The organism is Rhizobium album, assembly GCF_003122325.1.
In the GTDB taxonomy this organism is placed as follows: domain Bacteria; phylum Pseudomonadota; class Alphaproteobacteria; order Rhizobiales; family Rhizobiaceae; genus Metarhizobium; species Metarhizobium album.
This window is the reverse complement of sequence record NZ_QFBC01000023.1, coordinates 1-17,204: the sequence shown is the minus strand read 5'-3', so window position 1 is coordinate 17,204 and position 17,204 is coordinate 1. Positions and strand designations below refer to the sequence as shown.

The following is a 17,204-nucleotide window of genomic DNA, read 5'->3' as shown; positions in this document are numbered from 1 at the left end:
CGCATAGTCGAGCTCCATTAACGCGTTGAGCCATGACACTCGAAATTTCTCCCCTCGACATATTGCGGAGCGACCGTTGGCGTTCCGTACTGATGACAACCTATTCGATGAGCCTGTCGTTCCTGGAAGCCGTGCCTCTTCAGGCGCTCGGCGAAAATCGGCGCGACGTTACGATCCTGGCTGATATCGAGGGCTATCGTGCCTCGTTGTCGGAAACTGGCGCGTCGAGCGCTGGGGTTGGTTACGACGTCATTCCAATCTCCGTCCTCGGTAGCGGAGTATTTCATCCAAAGATCACAATGCTTGCATCGCACAAGGGCGAACTGCGGGCTCTCGTAGGATCGGGTAACCTCACCATGGGCGGCTGGGGGTTCAACACGGAAGTCGCCGAATACCTGAACCCCAAAACCGACCCGGAAGCGTTCACGGATCTGGCAGACTTTCTTCTTTCCCTTGGTGACGCCTTTGGGCAAGGCCGACTTCGATCCGACCCTTCCGCGTTGCCGCCGCTCCATGAATTTGCCGATATCTGCCTCGCCGCCGGCGATCACAAGAGCGGTGGGCCGACCCGTGTGCTTCATTCGGTCAACCGGGCGCTCGCACCCCAATTCGTCGAAATGGCAAAGGAACTCGGTGGCGCAAGAACGCTCACTGTCCTGTCGCCGTATTTCGGTGGCCCGAAAGCAGTTGTCGATCTCGCGCACAACCTCGGTTGCAAGACGGTCAACGTGTTCGTTCCGCCGAAAGTGCCGTTCTGGTTTGATTTCGATACAGCCAAAACCTTGGGAATGGTGGCGCAGCCCGTTACCAGCGAGTCGTTCTCGGGCGAGAAGCTGTTGCACGCCAAGGCCTTCGAAATCGAATGTGCCAGGGGGCGGCTTACGATTGCCGGCAGCGCCAACGCGACGATCAACGGCCTGGGGCTTGGCAGTGTCGAGGTGGTTGTCGCACGGGTATCGAACGGTGCGTCATGGCTCGGCTGGAGCCCTGCGGGATATCCGAAGGGCCTTGTCGGGGAAGGTGGCCAGGAGCCGCACCATACCGGGTCTCCATGCCTGATCGCGCGTCTGGATGGCGGTGGGATTAATGGCCGCGTCCTCGACGTCACCGCTCCGGAAGGAACCTGGAACGCCTCCCTTTATGCGCCTGGCCGATTCGAGGCCGTCGGCGCGGTAGAGCTGGCGGCTGATGGAAGATTTATGATCGAGCGAGCGAGGGTGGAAGCGGCCGTCTCTTCAGTACAGTTGGTACTGGTCCGAGGCGAAGAGACCGTGCGCGGTTGGCTGGTAATGACCGACATAATTGCTGCGGTTCGCGAGCGCGGCGCTATCGCGGAAGCCATGGCGCGTGCCGCTGGCGGCGCCGAAAACCCGCGTGACAACGATATCATTGCAGGCTTCTTCACCAAGCATCCAGGAGCCTTCTTGGGCGGCCACGAACCGATGGCGTCCGGGAGCGGTTCTCCCAAGGCTGACAAGGAAGAGACCACACAGTTGGTCCCGGCTGGAGAGTTCGGGCTTGGCGATGCCCTTAGGCCTGAAAACAACCGCGCTACGTCAGGCCTGGGCCAGTCGGCGTTCCAGAAGCTCATCGCGCGGTTCCGTCAAAGGATCACGGATGCCCCCCGGCGGGGGCAGGGGCACGGGCACGAAAACGATGCGGGGGAGGGCGCCGATGACGGACGCGAGGGAAGTGTCTGGTCAAATGCGGACCTATTAGCCGGGGCGATCGGCTCCTTCATGCGCAAGATCGACGAGACACTTGATGGACCAACCAAACGGGAGGACATCCTCTCTGTCCTCGATTTCATTCTCTATGGCGCTGACAATGTCGAGGAACCTGAACAGTTCCTGAAGAGCCAGTTGCCCGCCTGGCGAAATCTGGCGAGACGCGCTGGACCAGCACGCAGCGGCTTGGATACGCTCGACCGCTGTTATGCCGTTGCAACGGTGGGTCCTAGTGTTCACGATGTGAACAAGAGCGCCGAGATACACAAGGCGTTGGAGATCTGGTTTCGTGGCGGATTGACCGAGGATCACCGTCAACTTCTCGAAAAGCCACCGACCGGCCATCGTGAAAGTCAGCTTGCCCCTGAGGTCGGCGCCATTGAGTGGAAGCGGGCCATCACCGGGATTCTTTCCGCGAAGACATCTTGGCAGCGCAATAGAGCCTTGCTTGCTGCGCTCGACGGGAAGAGTTCGATGCCCGATCTTTCGTCTGCCGCTAGTCCTGAGGAGGTCGCTGCCTTCGGCAGGATCTGCAAGGGCCTCCGGCGCCGAGACACGGTAGTTGTTCGCAGCGACTGGACGCATTGCCCATCCTGCCACATGAAGCTTGCAGCGGTTGAAGCGGGCCGCTTACGCAAGGGTGGGATTGCCAGCTGCCAAGGGCTGAGGTGCATCGCGATCATCGTTGACATCAAGCCGGAGGAAACCTGAGTGAACCAGCTGCTCCAGGATGTTGACCTCGATTTCGCGACGGCGCCGGGAGCGCGGCTGGTTACCAAGCTTGCCCTGAAGGACGGGGGCGTGGATCCGCTGGGTCTGCGTCAGATTAATCTCGACTTGATGGATCGGGCGATCCCGGGGATCAACAACACGACGGTCTTCATCCGTCCATACGCGTTCATGGCCTGGGCTTGGTGGAAGACCAACGATTTAATGTCGAACGGCGGCAAGAAAGATGTCGATTCCTCGGCGGCAAAGGACTTCGTTATGCGCCTCGAGGTAATTTACGCTTGGTCGCATATGCTGGCTGGCGGACGCGACCTGCCTGGGATGGCGGTATTGAGGAGTTGCATGCCGATGGAGGGCGGGGGGGCATTCACGTTCAAGGGCGCGAATTGGGAAAGCGTGAAGAAGAAGCGCCAAGCCTCCACGTCTATCATGGACGCGATTCAATACGGTCCCTCGATCAAGGCGCTCGGATTCCTCGAGCAGACGTCGGTAACCGGCGTTTTCCGACCGACCGAACAGGTCATGCCTGCTGTCCGCGTGATTGATGCAATCGTGTCCGGGTCTGCAGTGCGCTACATGGTGGATCCCAGTGTTGACTCCTTCCTCCCAGAGGAGGTGCTGCCGCTCAACGACGAACTACCGCCGTCGGAGCCGTCGAGCCAGGAACGCGCGGTCTTCCGCAGCCTGTTCGAACCGGGCCGAGAAACAGGCAGGACAGATTTCACCAGGCGAAACGACACGCTAGCGCTCGTGCTTGAGGCCATTGAAGCTACACCGGAGGGTTTGACGGTGCCAGAGCTGCGTACCGTCCTGGCATCAGGTGTGCTACCCGGCGGACGCGCGCTTGTCCGCGCCGGTTCGAACGATACCGGACTTCAGGCGACGTGGCTGCTGATGTCCTCCCTGCAGGTACGCCAGTTGCAGCGACTTGCGCTGGAAAGCATGCTTGTGTGGATTGAGGTAATGATCAAGGCAAACGGCGGATCGGCATCGACGGATGCCCTTGTTGCCATGGCACTCCGCCAAGCCGAGGTTTTTGATAAGGACTTGGCCGGCCCGACCGTCGGCAACCTGCTCATCGCGCTGTCGCAGCGTTGCGAGACCCACGGCTGGCCCGCCGCAGCCGCCAAGGGGGACACGGATCTGGTCGCATTGAGTGACAAGCTGACGATCGCGCAGCGTGGCGCCCCGGGCAGCTACGAGACCATTCCAGGCCTGGCCCTGACTGCTCTTGGCTACGTACAGGCCATGTATGCGGCGCTGAAGCGAGAAGGCGCCGACGATGGCAGGCTCGGCGAATTGGGAGGGCGATCGGATCGCTTCCCGATATCGCTGCAGTATCGGCGGCTCCTGTCCCTGGCCGAAGCGACAATCGAAACCCTCTGGCGCGAATTGATCGAGACCTGGGTGATTGGCCAGCATGTCAGATGGTCGGTGGCGAGAAACGGTGATGGCACGCAACGCCTGCGGCTTGCGCTCGGCGACGGCGGGTGGCTCAGGGTCCACAAGAGGTTGAGCGGTCCATTCGGGCCTACGCCCGATCGACTGCTCTCTGCCCTTTCGCTCGCCGCTCAAGCGGGCATGATCGTCCGTGATGACGCAGATGTGGAGCCACGATTCCTAGTAGGCAGATCCTGAGTGGAAGCAGCTTGCGCAGAAGGCAACCAATTTGCCTAACCGCCCTCGCCCCGCTGGCCTTCGTCGCTCCTCCCCGCGGGTGAGGGCTGAACCACGCCGAGAAGCAGCGGCAGCTTGCTGTTCTTGAAGTCCCAGCTCGCAAGCGGCGCGAACCAGTCTGGCGCCGCAACCCCATCGAGCTGAATGACTTGGTCACCCTCGACCGTTTGGTCTGCGAAGAAGCTGCTAAAGATCCGGCTCGCCGTGCCGATGCCTTCCCAACCTTGGTCGGGACAGGTCGGCTCACGCGGGCTCGCGATGAATTCGACACCGCCGAACTCGTTCCCGTCCATGAACGGGATCGGCCCCTCAACCTCCCACTCGCCGTAAAACAGCAGCACCTGGGCGAGCTTGCGGTCTTTCGCGTTAGTCAGCTCGGCATCACGGCTGAAGAACTGCGCCGAACCGACCACAAAACTGGCGAGACCCTCGTCGTCGATTGAACGTGGAAGGTGGGTCGCCGCACTCAGCACGAGGCGAAGCGGCGGCTTCGTCATGATCAATTTCTCGCCAAGGCGCCCAAATTCGTTTGCGAGCATCGCCTCCTGCATCGTAACTCGAAGACCACCATTCTCGGTTCGGAAGTGCTCAGGCGACACGACGGTCCAGAGTCGCCAGAGCGACCAGTAGATTGCGAGTTTCAGAGGCGTGCCAACCGCGTCTGCATAGGACTGGAGCGAAGCCAGATACTTCGCCGACATCTCGTATTCCTGTTTAGAGGGGGCCTCGCTGCGGTGGTTTTTTACCTCGATCAACCACTGGGGTCCGTCATCGAGCACGATGCGGAAATCCGGAGCACGCAGCGTCTCGGCCGCATGGACACGGCCCACATCCTCGCTCTTGAACAGCGTGAAGCGGCCGAGGCTCAGCACCGTCGCCTCGAACATTCGCTCGATCCGCGATCCGTGAACCAAGACAGGATCGGCGATTGCCTCGCGCAGTCGCGGCCCAGCATCTGCCATGAAACGATCGACGAGTGTGGGGTCGTTGAGCGGGATACCGTTCTTCCGGGCAAAGATGGCCACCGACGCCAGAAGGTCGAATGCCTTCTGCCGCTTCGGCGGCCCGCGCTGTTCGTCGCTCATAATCCACCTGCCGCGAAGGGATCGATGTCGGGCGGGTTCATGGACAGGCGGAAACCGACAAGCGCGTCATTGTCCGGGTTCTCTGCCTGCGGGATCATCCTAATTGTTTCGGCAATGTCGCGGCGGGACATCGAGCCGGTGATCGTGCGGCCATTGCTCATCTCGTATTCCATTGAGCCGCAATCACGGTTCATACGCGCAAATCCTGGCGCAAAGGCGATCGGCGGCTTCTTGCTCCCCGGCTTGCTTACTTCGTGCTTGGCGAGGGCGACGCGGACGAATTCCAGCAAGGTGAAGCCGATTTCCGTGCGCCGTAGGTCCAGGCGCATCCGTTCGACCAGTTCCGGCTGCTGGCGAGCATCGCGAAGCTGCTCTGCCCTAAGCTCCCTGTCATAGTGACGATAACCGACATTGCGCGCGAGGTGCGCCGCCTTCATTTCAAGGCCGCCGCTCTCGGCAAGCTTTATCTCCTCGCTGCATCGCTGGCGCCAGGTCCGCTGTAGCTCATAGGCAGCATAGATCCACATCGGCGTCAGGGCGCCAAGCAACGCCATCTGCTCACGCGGCGGATGGTCATCGGCTTGGTGGCGCATCACCTCGTCTTCCAGCGCGTTCAGCACATTGTCGACCAGCCCGAGTTGGTGGGCCTGCAGAACTAGAATCGTGTTCTCGGAGAAGCCTGCGAGGCTCTTCAATGCCTCAACGAGGTCGTCTGGCCCGATCTCCGAAACCGGTCGGAAGCGTGGTTCTTCGTGATAATGATCATAGTCCTCTACGATATGGTCGTCGCTCAAGCATTGCCCTCCGCTTCCCACGTCAATCGGCAGAGCGGATCGGTCACGGCCATCGGCAATGGGTCCGGCCGATCCCAGAACCGTATCCTCGCACTTGATCTAGCGCACGAAATCGTACCAACTGACTTCCGCGTCTCGCTCGGCGTTGCAGGTCCGGCCAAGAGATCAATATGGTCGGACACCGACTGCGACGAGAGACCTGGCGCGACATAGTAAGGCAGGAACTGCAACAAAAGAAGTTCAGGATCGCGGCAATCGCTGACTCCAATATTTCAATAGCTTACCCATTTTTCACGGCTTGGGTCGCGGGTTCGTATCCCTTCAAGGCGGACAGACCAACACATTTGGTCCAACGCACGACCTGTTTAACAGACCACACAGGAGACGTGGGCAGGGGACATCTCAATCCTTAAGCCTATCAAAGCGCATTGAAAGTTCGCTCGATTTCCTCGCGGCTGTCGCCCCGCGCAAGGCAAAGCGCTAGCAGGATCCGCGCTTTCTGAGGGCTTATGTCACCACCTGCAACAATTCCAAGCTCTCTATGATGTGCGCTGTCTACCACCAGCCCTGACACGGTTCTGGAAGATTGAACAACCACAATGCCTGCTTCGACAAGAGTGGCGAGCGCTCGCGTCTCTGCTGGTGTCGTCATTCCTGGTCCGAAGCCCGCGGAGATAATTCCTCGTGCGCCCACTGCCGCGAATGCCTGAGCTGCACTTCCGTCGGCCCCAACGTAGCTATAGGTGATATCGACGCGCGGAAGTGTACGAAGAAGTGCGTGTGGAAATACCGGATACTTGGGTTCTTCGCGCCGCACGACCCTCACGTCTGGTCCATCCACGAAGCCAAGCGGGCCCATCCAAGGCGACTGGAAGGCACCGAGACGTAGTGTATGCGTCTTTGTTACCGTTCGAGGCGAGTGGATCTCGTCGTTCACAACGACAAACACTCCCGGACCAATATCGCCAGTCGACGCAACTCGGACTGCTGCTGCGAGATTGGCGTTTGCATCGGTCGATATACCAGTCAGTGGCCTCATCGAGCCCGTCAGGATAACGGGTATTGACGGTGCCAATACGAGCGACAAAACCCAGGCTGATTCTTCTAGGCTGGCCGTGCCATGTCCGATCACGATGCCTGCCAAGTCCGGCTCATTGCAAAGCGACTCGCAGGTTTCTGCCAGGTCCGCCCAATCATCGTAAGTCAAAGCAGTGCTATCGATCTGCCGGAAATTGACTGGAATTATTTCGGCTATCTTTCCTTGAAGGCCCATCCGATCAATGAGCGTCTGAGCGTCAACACGCACGTTGCTCGCGTTGTAGTCCAAGAGGTCGAGCTGATCCGTGCCAAGTGAGGCGATGGTTCCGCCGGTTCCGATGAAGGCAATTTTGGGTAGCATTCTTGTTCCGATCTGGAGAGGCCTATTTGAGCGTGCGAACTTCGGTCCTGCCTCGGGAATTACACCAGACGACCGTTAGAGAAAATATCGAAAAATGGACGAATTGCATACGTTGCTGGCTCTATTCCGCTACGCAGCGCCGTTCCAAGACGAAACCTCAAATCGATAACCTGCAGGAATAGAGTGGCTCAATCTTATTGTTGGACGGAGCTGCCAAGCGCTTCCATATTGGCGGCGTTGGTTCATGATGTCAGTCCTCCCAGGCATCCTCCAAAACCATCGGAAAACAATAAGGGGAACATCAATGTTCAGATCGCGTACCTGCCTGCAAATGATCGTAGCACTTGCTATAACTGTTTCGTCCAATCCAAGCCTTGCTCAAAGTTTCGATACATCTTCCATTAAAACGGACGGCGCGCTTGCCGCCCGGCTCCCGGAAAAAATCAAGTCGTCCGGTGTGCTTACAATCGGGTCCGACACAGCCTACGCGCCATGGGAGTTCCTGAGCGAAAAGGATGGTCAGACGCCAGAAGGCATCGACGTCGATATCGCCAATGCGATCGGTAAAAAGCTCGGCGTGAAAATCGATTTTCAGACCTCCGCATTCGAAGCCATCTTGCCAGCACTCGGCACCAAGTTCGATATCGGCGTGTCAGCTTTCTCTGTCACCAATGAACGTATGAAGGCCGTCAATTTTGTAAGCTATGCTGACACCGGTAGCATGTGGGCTGTAAAGGTGGGCAATCCCACGAAATTCGATCAGAACGATTTGTGTGGCCGCAAGATTGCGATCCAGTCCGGAAGCTATCACGAAAAGGCAGTCATTTCGGAAAATGACCTTTGCAAGTCGGCCGGAAAGGCCGAAATCGAGATCCTTCCGTTTTCGAAGCAGCCTGAAGCTCTCACGCGTGTGGCAGCCGGTGGTGCTGATGCGACAGTGTCAGGCGAGGCGGGTATCGGCTACGCTGCCAAACAATCAAAGGGCGCTTTCGAGTTGTTGAAGCCCACCGCTGGCGCCTTGAGCAAGCATGGTCCAAACGGCATCGCGGTCGCCAAATCCGACATGGCCCTCACGGAGTTAATTGCCGACACCATCAATTCCCTGATCGCTGATGGTACCTACAAGGCCTTGTTGGACACCTGGGGCGTTGGGTCGGTGATCGTCGAAAAGGCGTTGGTCAATCCAGAAGTCAAGATCTGAACCATGACCCTTGCTCGTGAAGATCTGGGGGCCGGCGTCAGGCCGGTCGCCCATGAAAAACCTGAAATCACGCGCAACGTCGTGGTTCCTCAAAGACATCCCGGTCGCTGGCTGGCGGTCGTTATTCTGGCCATCATAGTATTTCAGGTTGGCCAGGCCGTTTCGGTCAATCCCAACTTCCATTGGGATGTCTACCTTACCTATCTGTTTTCGCCGCAGGTCATACGCGGCGTCGGATGGACGCTTCTGCTGACGGTTGTCGCGATGGCGGTCGCCATTTCGGTCGCGGGTCTGCTGGTGATCATGCGCGACAGTGACAATCCCGTGCTCCGTGGCCTTGCGTATTCCTGGGTCTGGTTTTTTCGGGGAACACCGATCTACACCCAGCTGCTGTTCTGGGGTCTGTTTGCGGTGTTGTTCCCAAATCTCAGTCTGGCGATCCCGTTCGGACCGGAGATCATCAGCGTGGAAACGAAATACATCGTTACGCCTGCCATGGCCGCAATTCTCGGTCTCGGTTTCAACGAATCGGCCTATTTGACGGAAATTTTCCGGGCCGGGTTCAACTCGATCGATCGTGGGCAGGCCGAGGCGGCGCAGGCACTTGGAATGCGGCCGGCGAAAATCTGGTGGCGCATTCTCATGCCGCAAGCGATGCGGGTAATTATTCCACCGACTGGCAACGAGACCATCGGAATGCTGAAAATGACATCTCTGGTTTTGGCGATACCGTTCACCTTGGATCTTACGTTCGCAACCAATGCCATATCGAACAGGCTCTATCTGCCGGTCCCGCTCTTGCTGGTTGCTGGCACCTGGTATCTCGCCATTACCAGCGTTCTCATGGTGGGCCAGTATTTCCTTGAGCGCCATTTCGGTAAGGGCGTTTCCGTTCATCCAGCACGGGTGGAGTAAGTCGTGAGCGCCAATATTTCTGAGTTCTGCGTGGAAATGCAAAACATCCACAAATTTTACGGTCCTGTGCATGCGCTTAAAGGCGTGGGTCTGAAAGTGAAAAAAGGTGAAGTGTGCGTCGCCATCGGTCCATCCGGGTCGGGTAAGTCCACGATGCTACGCTGCATCAATCAGCTTGAGAGCATCTCGGCCGGTCGGGTTTTCCTGAAAGGCGAACTTCAGGGTTTTACAGAACGAGATGGCCGGTTCCACACCTTATCAGCGCGACGGATTGCTGCGCAGCGGCGGCTGACCGGCATGGTTTTCCAGCGTTTCCAGTTGTTCCCGCACATGACGGCGCTGGAGAACGTCATGGAAGGGCCGTCGCACGTCAAAGGATGGTCAAAGGAGCGGTCTCGTAAAAAAGCGCATGATCTTCTTAAGCGTGTCGGTCTTGACGGATTTGGAAGCCGTTATCCGGCGCAACTCTCTGGTGGCCAGCAGCAGCGTGTCGCGATCGCGCGGGCGCTTGCCATGGAGCCGGAGGTGATGCTGTTCGACGAGCCCACATCCGCGCTTGATCCCGAACTCGTCGGTGAGGTTCTGGATGTCATCAAAGACCTCGCAAAAAGCGGGATCACGATGGTCGTCGTGACACACGAGATCGGCTTTGCCAGAGAGGTGGGAAATCATCTCGTCTTTATGGATCAAGGGCAGATTGTCGAGGAGGGGTACCCACGCGAAATGCTGGCAAACCCGCAGAACCCGCGCACGGCGGCGTTTCTCTCCAAGGTCTTGTGATCCATCATGGCTAAGACCATCGAGAAAGCATCAGATCGCACCGCGCAGATCTCGAATGAAGTCTTCGAGAATTCTGGATGGAAGGCGATTTGGCGGGGTGATCAGAAGCGTGCGAAAATGCAGCGCAGGTTCGAAAGGCCTCAAGGTCAATCCTTGCCCTTCGTATGGTTCAGCCGTCAGGGGGTTCACCAGTCCAATCCCGACGCCCGCAGCCACCATGGCGCAGATCGTCGTAGAATAGGGCGTCTCCATCACTGGGCGAATAGTCACCCCAGCACGGTGAAAGGCGATCTCTGCCTCACGTCTGGTTGTATCTTCGGGAGCGAGAGCAATAAAGGGTTGCCCCACCAGATCGGCCGGACGAATGACTTTCAGAGCTTCAAGAGGGTGACCATTCGGCAAGGCGACAGCCACGCGAAATTCGGCAAAATCCTCGATTTCGACGCCAGTGCGATCAATTTCGTCTGCAACGATACCAACGTCGAACTGGCCGGACGCAACAAGATCGCGCACGTTCGAAGACATGCGTGCCTGAAATGTGACGGCGACGTTCGGGTTGCTTTTCATGAATGCCTGCAGTGCTCGCGGCAAGACGTTGGTCGAAAGCGCGGACAAACAAGCGATCCTGATCTCGCCAGAGCCATAATCACGTATGCGCGCCGCCGCACCACGCAGATGGGTCAACCCCAGAAACGCTTGCTCGACCTCGCGGAAGAAAAGCTGGCCTTCCTGAGTTGGATGCAGGCGTCCCTTGATCCGTTGGAAGAGATCGAAGCCAAGGGATCGCTCCAGTTCCTGGATCATCTTGCTGACCGCAGGTTGGGAGACATGGAGAACTTCTGCGGCGCGAGCAGTCGTGCCGTTTGTCATGACCACCCGGAATATCTCGACCTGCCTCAGATTCATCCCAAACCCCGTTTCACGGCCATAACTCCAGAGAATAGAAATAGCGCAAAGTCCAATATTTGTAATTGGTTTTCTTGCGTTTTGGAGTCTTCAGAAAGTCTTACTCATGAATGATCTTACACAATGTGTTCTTACGCCCGAGGTGCCGACGAAGGGGTTTGATCCACTCGGCGTGGGGGTGCACCGTGCTTCCACGATCGTATTCAAGGACGCAACTGCCTACGCTTCACGCGGAGAGCGTGGGCATGAAGGATATTCCTACGGGCTGTACGGCACACCAACAACGCGCACACTTGAAGCCAAATTGACAAGCCTGGAAAACGGCTTCTGGAGTTTTCTCACGCCTTCGGGACAATCCGCAAATGCTCTGGCAGTTATGCCTTTTCTCGCGGCGGGAGATCACATTCTGATCGCTGACACAGCCTATCCGCCCATGCGGGATCTGGCCGAAACGGATCTGCGACGCCTTGGTGTCGACATCGAGTTTTTCGATCCGCAATCGCCTGAAGACGTGGCAGCTAAAATGCGGACATCGACGAAGATCGTCTGGTGCGAAAGTCCGGGTTCGACCACGATGGAAATCCTCGACCTTCCCAAGATTGCGTCGATTGCCCATGGATATGGCGCTCTGGTTGGCGTTGATAACACCTGGGCGACCCCGCTCAATTTCAAGCCACTCGAGCATGGCGCTGACATTGTGACGGAGGCGCTGACGAAATTCGTGTCGGGTCACTCCGACGTCTTGATGGGATCAATCACCATCAAGGATGAAGCGCTGCTGAAGCCCATCCGCTCACTGATTGGAAGAATGGGGATCGGCGTTTCGCCCGATGATGCCTCTTTGGTGTTGCGCGGTTTCGAAACTCTTGGTGTGCGACTGCGGCACTCGGAACGAGTAGGTCTTGATTTCGCGCGTAAGATCGAACGTCATCCCTTGGTGCAGCAAGTTCTTCATCCTGCCCTTGAAACATTTCCGGGACACGCGCTCTGGAAACGAGACTTTCTCGGTTCCAGTGGCGTGTTCAGCATCGTTTTCACGCAAGAAGCCTCTTCTCACATTTCTGGGGCGCTCGATACATTGAAGGTTTTCGCCATCGGCGCGTCCTGGGGTGGAACGCGTAGCCTTGCCGCTCCCATGTCTATTGAGGGCTTTCGCAGCGCGACAGCCTGGTCCGGCCCAGGTGTCATTCTCCGGCTCAGTATAGGCCTTGAGGATGAGGAAGAGCTGTGGGCCGACGTCGAGCGGCTGCTCGCGGACCTCGATACTCGCAGCCAGACATCAGCACAGGATGCATCCCTTGGAGCAGTCCACAAAGGCTGAAGCGAATTTTCACAGATATGGGAAGGACAAAGCGTGCCAAATACAGACGATGTGTTGCGCGATATCGACGGCAATTTTGACAACACGCTACGCAAGCTGCTTGAACTTGTCTCAATACCTTCAATCTCCGGAGATCCGTCGGGTGATGAGGGTATAGCTCGTGCCGCCGAATGGCTTAAGCGGGAACTGTCCTCCATTGGTTTGACGGCGGATGTCGTGCAGACGAAAGGCCATCCTGTTGTTTTGGCGCAGTCCATCGGTAATCGCAACGAGAAGCGTCCACGGCTGCTGTTCTACGGACATTACGACGTGCAGCCGATTGGTGATCTAAACCAATGGAAACATCCTCCTTTCGAGCCGCGCATCATCGAAGAGGACGGTCTTCATTGTTTTTATGGGCGCGGCACATCCGACAGCAAGAGCCAGCTCTGGACCTTCATCGAGGCTTTACGGGCATGGAAACACACCTTCGGTGAATTTCCCGCAGACGTTATTGTAATGCTCGAGGGTGAGGAGGAATGCGGGTCGCAAAGCCTGCCCGAATTCATTCATACGCACCGAGACGAACTGGCCTGCGACGTCGCCTTCATTTGTGATGCGGAGATGTGGTCGGCAACACAGCCAGCCATCACAACGCAGCTCAAAGGACTGGTGCATGAGCGTGTGACGATATCGGCTCCAAACCCTGATCTTCACTCGGGGCATTACGGTGCAGTTGCAGCCAATCCCATCAGGATAATGGCAGCCATTCTGGCTGGACTGCACGACGATCATGGGCGCGTTGCCATTGACGGCTTCTATGACGGAGTAAAAGATATTCCGGACGCGGTTCGGCTGCAATGGCGTGCGCTGTCGCAGGAGGCGGGCCTGTTGGGAGATGTGGATCTCACGGGTGGTCTCATGGAGAGAGGTTACTCATCTCTCGAAGCCATGTGGGGCCGTCCAACAGTGGATATCAACGGTATCACCGGAGGCAATCAGGGGCCTGGTGAGCGTTCCGTCTTGCCCGGATCCGCAACTGCGCGCCTGTCATTCAGGCTTGTCGCAGGACAGTCGCCGGAAACGATCCGCCAGCGCTTTCGCAACCATATCGAAAGCAGACTACCGGAAGGGTGCCTTGTAGAGTTTGAAGGTCACGGTGGTAGTTCCGCTGTCGTGTTGTCGCGGGAAAGTCCCTATCTGAAGGCAGCAGCGCGTGGGTTGGAGAAAGAATGGAAGACGCCTGCTATTCTGCGAGGAACGGGAGGGGCCATTCCACTGGTGGAACAATTGAGCGAGGCCCTTGAGACGGAATGTGTGGTGATCGGTTTTATCCTGCCGAGTGATGCCATCCATGCACCTGACGAGCGCTACGATAGCGAACGTCTTCGCCAGGGTGCCCGAAGCTGGATTCGGATTTTCGAGGAGATACAGTTGCAGAGCGATGGCAAGGCGTAAGACACAGATGACATCAGCCCAGCCAGAACCAACAGGAACGCCATCCCTGCCGTCTCGCCTTGAGAAAGATGCACTCGGCACTCGGCTGATGCCGGATAATATCGTCTACGGAATTCAGACCGCGCGTGCCGTCGATAACTTCTCGATTTCGGGCCGCACCATTGCCGACATCGAGGGATTTGTGCCGGCAATCCTTGTGATCAAGCAGGCGGCAGCACGCGCCAATCAACGTGCGGGTAAGTTGGAGCCGCGGCTGGCCGACGCCATAGAAGCTGCCGTGATGAGTTGTCTGGCCGACATGCGCGGCCAAGATTTTCCCGTCGATATCTACCATGGCGGCGGCGGCACTGCGGCCAACATGAATGTGAATGAGGTTGTTGCAAATCGGGCCAGTGAAGTCCTGACCGGCAAGTTAGGCCCGGACCCTGTGCATCCCAATACGCATGTCAACATGAGCCAATCGACGAACGACGTCATACCGTCGGCCATGAAAATGGCGATTGGCGGAGAGCTGCATGCGCTACGGCATATGCTGGACGAACTCGTAAACGCTATATCGCAAAAACAACTGGAATTTGCAGGTGCAGTCAAACTTGCCCGCACCTGTCTACAAGACGCGCTGCCGACAACATTTTCGCAGCAGTTTTCCGGCTATCGTGCGGCATTCCAACGCCAGGCAGAAGAGCTGCTGGTTCTCGAAAATGCATGTTTGGGGTTACCGCTCAGCGCGACGGCCGTTGGCACGGGGTTTGGGACCTCCAAGCAATATCGGGAGTTCGTGTTCGAAGAGCTACGGGCACTCTCCGGTAAACGCTATCACCTGGAAGCCAACCTGTTCGATGCCCTTCAGAATGCGGACTTCTGGATACACGTTTCTTCAGGATTGAAGGCGATTGCGGTGACCCTGTCCAAGTTTGCAGCCGATTTACGGCTCATGTCGTCGGGCCCTCGCGCTGGTTTTGGCGAAATCACCTTGCCATCGGTGCAGCCCGGTTCGTCCATCATGCCCGGCAAGGTCAACCCGGTGATGCCTGAGATGATCATGCAGGTCGCCTTCCGGGTGATCGGCAATGATGCCACCATAACCCGCGCAGCAGAGGGTGAACTCGATCTCAACGTCTGGGAATCCATCATTCTCGAGAGCTTGAGCGAGTCCGTTCGACTGATGCGACGAAGCATACCGCTTTTCGTCTCCGGTTGCGTGGCTGGCATCGAGATCAACCCCGCGCGTGGCGCGGCAGACGCGTCCTCATCCCTTGCGCTCTCGACGGCGCTCGCTGAAATATTCGGATATTCTGCAGCATCCGCCGTTGCAAAACACGCTGAAACCCACGGCATGCCTATCTCAGAAGCGGCCGTCGAATGCGGGCTGATGAATGCGCGAGACGCAGGCCGTCTATTCGGCGACGTGTCCATCTACGCTGAGCTCGAAAAGAGCGAGAGCATTCTCGATGCGCTCCGTGGATCGCGACCGGCACCATGATGCGAAGCCTCATTCACCACGGAAAGCGCAATGTCTGAGATGGATGCGCGGCCTATGAAAACCTTATCCTTGCCATGTCTGCGGTTATGGATTGGGAATACAGCCTCTGGACTGGCCACGTGGGCGTTGCCGTTCGTGCTTGGCCTCGTTGCGATGGAAGGCACCATGAGCTCGACGGAATTGGGCCTCTCGCTCGCCGCCCGCACAGTCGGTTTTTTAATTGCCGTTCCTCTTGCTGGCATTTGGACCGACAGACATGGTCCGCGGCGTATCGTTTTGGTGTCGGGTTTCGTCGGTGCTGTTAGTATTCCCATTATCGTTTCGGGTCTTTCCGGTTTCGGGTCAGCAGCTTCGATCTTGCTTTTGGTGGGGGCAGTCGTCGTTGGTTTGGGCCAAGGTGCCTGTCGGCCTGCCTATCAAGCGATGATTCCCGAAATCGTAACAGTCGACCATCTGCAAGCGGCAAATGCGGCTATGAGCATATCTGTCCGGGTAACGAGTTTGGTCGGCCCGGCGGCAGTCAGCTTTATCACCCTGGCGTTCGGGACAGGTGCTGCCTTCATCACAATCGCTGTTCTCTGGCTCGTCAGCGCTGTGGTTCCGCCACGCGGTAGGGTTTCATCCAGAGTCAGCGCTTTGAGACGTAACATTCTCTCCGAGTTTCTCGTCGCTGTTGAAGAAGCCAAAAGGCATCCGTGGTTCGTAGCGGGGCTCGCGACACTCACGATCGTCATCGCGACAGGCTATTCAGTGACTGCCGTTCTCGTTCCAGCGATCAGTCAGCAGGTCTCTGGCGGCGCGATGCTGATGACCGAAACGGCAACAGCATTCATGATCGGCGCTCTCTTTGGTGCTGTGCTGGCCACGCGATGGCAACCTGTCAACAGGGGGTGGACGGCACTCGCCGGGCTTTCGCTATACGGACTCGTTCCGCTGAGTCTTCTTGCCGCGGACTGGACGATTTTTCCGATTTTAGCATTCTTTTTGGCCGGAGTCGGTATCGAGATTTTCAACGTGCCATGGTTCACTTCGGTTCAGACGGAAATTCCGCCAGATCGGCTAGCCCGGGTCTCGTCTCTGGATTTTCTCTTTTCCTACGGTCTGGCGCCTGCGGGCCTGGCACTCATGACCCCGCTTGCAGATACATTCGGACGGGACGCCGTCCTCGTTTCCAGCGGCATTATTTGTCTCACCGTCCCTGGTGTAGCGATGCTAATTCCGACATCACGGCATTTTTCAGTCACAAAGTAACGGCGCCTCCCGATCGAAGGTGCCGCTCTCTTCATGAACGCGGGCCGCTACAGAGAGAGTTTCCGAGCCGCCATTTTTGGCGGCAGTTCTCGCATCGTCCATCAACGACACGATCATGAACGGGAACGGTCCCGAATGTCGGCAGGATATCGCGGACGTTCCAAAGGGTGGTTGCCTTCTTGCCCTTGAGAGGGCCTGCAGGTCCGAGTTCCAGCGATCCGGTGCAGACGACCGTGACATACTTGGCTCTCCCTGCCATCTCCCTCGATGACACGAGCCGGGTGGCATCTCGCCCGGCTCGTTGCCCTAAGTAGATGTTAGAAGTTCAAAATGATTTTACCCCGCGCCCTGCCAGAAGCTTGGCGCTCAAAGTGTCAATCGGCCCTTTAATTGCGGGACTTAGTCAAGCCTGTTTTGCCCGTGCCGGGGTCATGGTCCTTTTCGAGGTCATGGCCTCATGATGATGTTCGGGTCGGATGCCTCAACGTGCGGAGCGCGG

13 protein-coding genes are annotated in these 17,204 nt (G+C 57.6%); 9 read left to right on the top strand and 4 right to left on the bottom strand.

Going from position 1 to position 17,204, the window contains the following annotated elements:
• The first annotated feature begins 32 nt into the window (after positions 1 to 32).
• Both DEM27_RS30120 and DEM27_RS30115 read left to right on the top strand, forming a co-directional pair.
• Positions 33 to 2,438, top strand: coding sequence for a phospholipase D-like domain-containing protein (locus DEM27_RS30120; RefSeq protein WP_128755598.1), 2,406 nt, complete (start codon positions 33 to 35; stop codon positions 2,436 to 2,438).
• Entirely contained in the window at positions 2,439 to 4,094 is a 1,656-nt protein-coding gene (locus DEM27_RS30115; RefSeq protein WP_109461955.1) for a hypothetical protein, read from the top strand. It abuts the gene before it with no gap.
• 35 nt (positions 4,095 to 4,129) lie between these two features.
• Here the strand turns inward: DEM27_RS30115 and DEM27_RS30110 are convergent, their stop codons facing one another.
• From DEM27_RS30110 to DEM27_RS30100, 3 genes are all read right to left on the bottom strand, one after another.
• Positions 4,130 to 5,218 (bottom strand): hypothetical protein, encoded by a 1,089-nt coding sequence (locus DEM27_RS30110; RefSeq protein ID WP_109461954.1) that lies wholly within the window; start codon positions 5,216 to 5,218, stop codon positions 4,130 to 4,132.
• The gene (locus DEM27_RS30105; RefSeq protein ID WP_205908981.1) at positions 5,215 to 6,012 is read right to left on the bottom strand and encodes a hypothetical protein; all 798 of its coding nucleotides are present in this window, start codon (positions 6,010 to 6,012) and stop codon (positions 5,215 to 5,217) included. Before DEM27_RS30105 ends, DEM27_RS30110 begins: the two co-directional genes overlap by 4 nt.
• A gap of 418 nt (positions 6,013 to 6,430) precedes the next feature.
• Positions 6,431 to 7,411, bottom strand: coding sequence for an asparaginase (locus tag DEM27_RS30100; protein WP_109461953.1), 981 nt, complete (start codon positions 7,409 to 7,411; stop codon positions 6,431 to 6,433).
• Positions 7,412 to 7,715: 304 nt separating this feature from the next.
• Here DEM27_RS30100 and DEM27_RS30095 point away from each other — a divergent pair, with 304 nt between their 5' ends.
• From DEM27_RS30095 to DEM27_RS30085, 3 genes are read left to right on the top strand one after another with little or no spacing between them, the layout of a single operon-like run.
• Positions 7,716 to 8,612, top strand: a complete 897-nt coding sequence (locus DEM27_RS30095; protein ID WP_165823686.1) for an ABC transporter substrate-binding protein — start codon at positions 7,716 to 7,718, stop codon at positions 8,610 to 8,612.
• Positions 8,613 to 8,615: 3 nt separating this feature from the next.
• The gene (locus DEM27_RS30090; RefSeq protein WP_109461951.1) at positions 8,616 to 9,527 is read left to right on the top strand and encodes an amino acid ABC transporter permease; all 912 of its coding nucleotides are present in this window, start codon (positions 8,616 to 8,618) and stop codon (positions 9,525 to 9,527) included.
• 36 nt (positions 9,528 to 9,563) lie between these two features.
• Positions 9,564 to 10,307 carry an amino acid ABC transporter ATP-binding protein gene (locus DEM27_RS30085; RefSeq protein WP_109461995.1) on the top strand — a complete coding sequence of 248 codons (744 nt, stop codon included), beginning with the start codon at positions 9,564 to 9,566 and terminating at the stop codon, positions 10,305 to 10,307.
• Positions 10,308 to 10,337: 30 nt separating this feature from the next.
• On the opposite strand, the gene DEM27_RS30080 is transcribed toward DEM27_RS30085, so the two are convergent.
• A complete protein-coding gene (locus DEM27_RS30080) occupies positions 10,338 to 11,213 on the bottom strand; it encodes a LysR substrate-binding domain-containing protein (RefSeq protein WP_109461950.1) in 876 nt (291 codons plus the stop codon).
• 106 nt (positions 11,214 to 11,319) lie between these two features.
• Between DEM27_RS30080 and DEM27_RS30075 the strand changes: the two genes are divergently transcribed.
• From DEM27_RS30075 to DEM27_RS30060, 4 genes are all read left to right on the top strand, one after another.
• Positions 11,320 to 12,534, top strand: a complete 1,215-nt coding sequence (locus tag DEM27_RS30075) for a trans-sulfuration enzyme family protein (protein WP_109461949.1) — start codon at positions 11,320 to 11,322, stop codon at positions 12,532 to 12,534.
• 33 nt (positions 12,535 to 12,567) lie between these two features.
• Positions 12,568 to 13,971 carry a M20/M25/M40 family metallo-hydrolase gene (locus DEM27_RS30070; RefSeq protein ID WP_109461948.1) on the top strand — a complete coding sequence of 468 codons (1,404 nt, stop codon included), beginning with the start codon at positions 12,568 to 12,570 and terminating at the stop codon, positions 13,969 to 13,971.
• Positions 13,972 to 14,059: 88 nt separating this feature from the next.
• Complete coding sequence (locus DEM27_RS30065) at positions 14,060 to 15,454, top strand: lyase family protein (protein WP_245446227.1); 1,395 nt, start codon at positions 14,060 to 14,062, stop codon at positions 15,452 to 15,454.
• Positions 15,455 to 15,484: 30 nt separating this feature from the next.
• The gene (locus DEM27_RS30060) at positions 15,485 to 16,705 is read left to right on the top strand and encodes an MFS transporter (protein WP_205908980.1); all 1,221 of its coding nucleotides are present in this window, start codon (positions 15,485 to 15,487) and stop codon (positions 16,703 to 16,705) included.
• Positions 16,706 to 17,204: the final 499 nt, after the last annotated feature.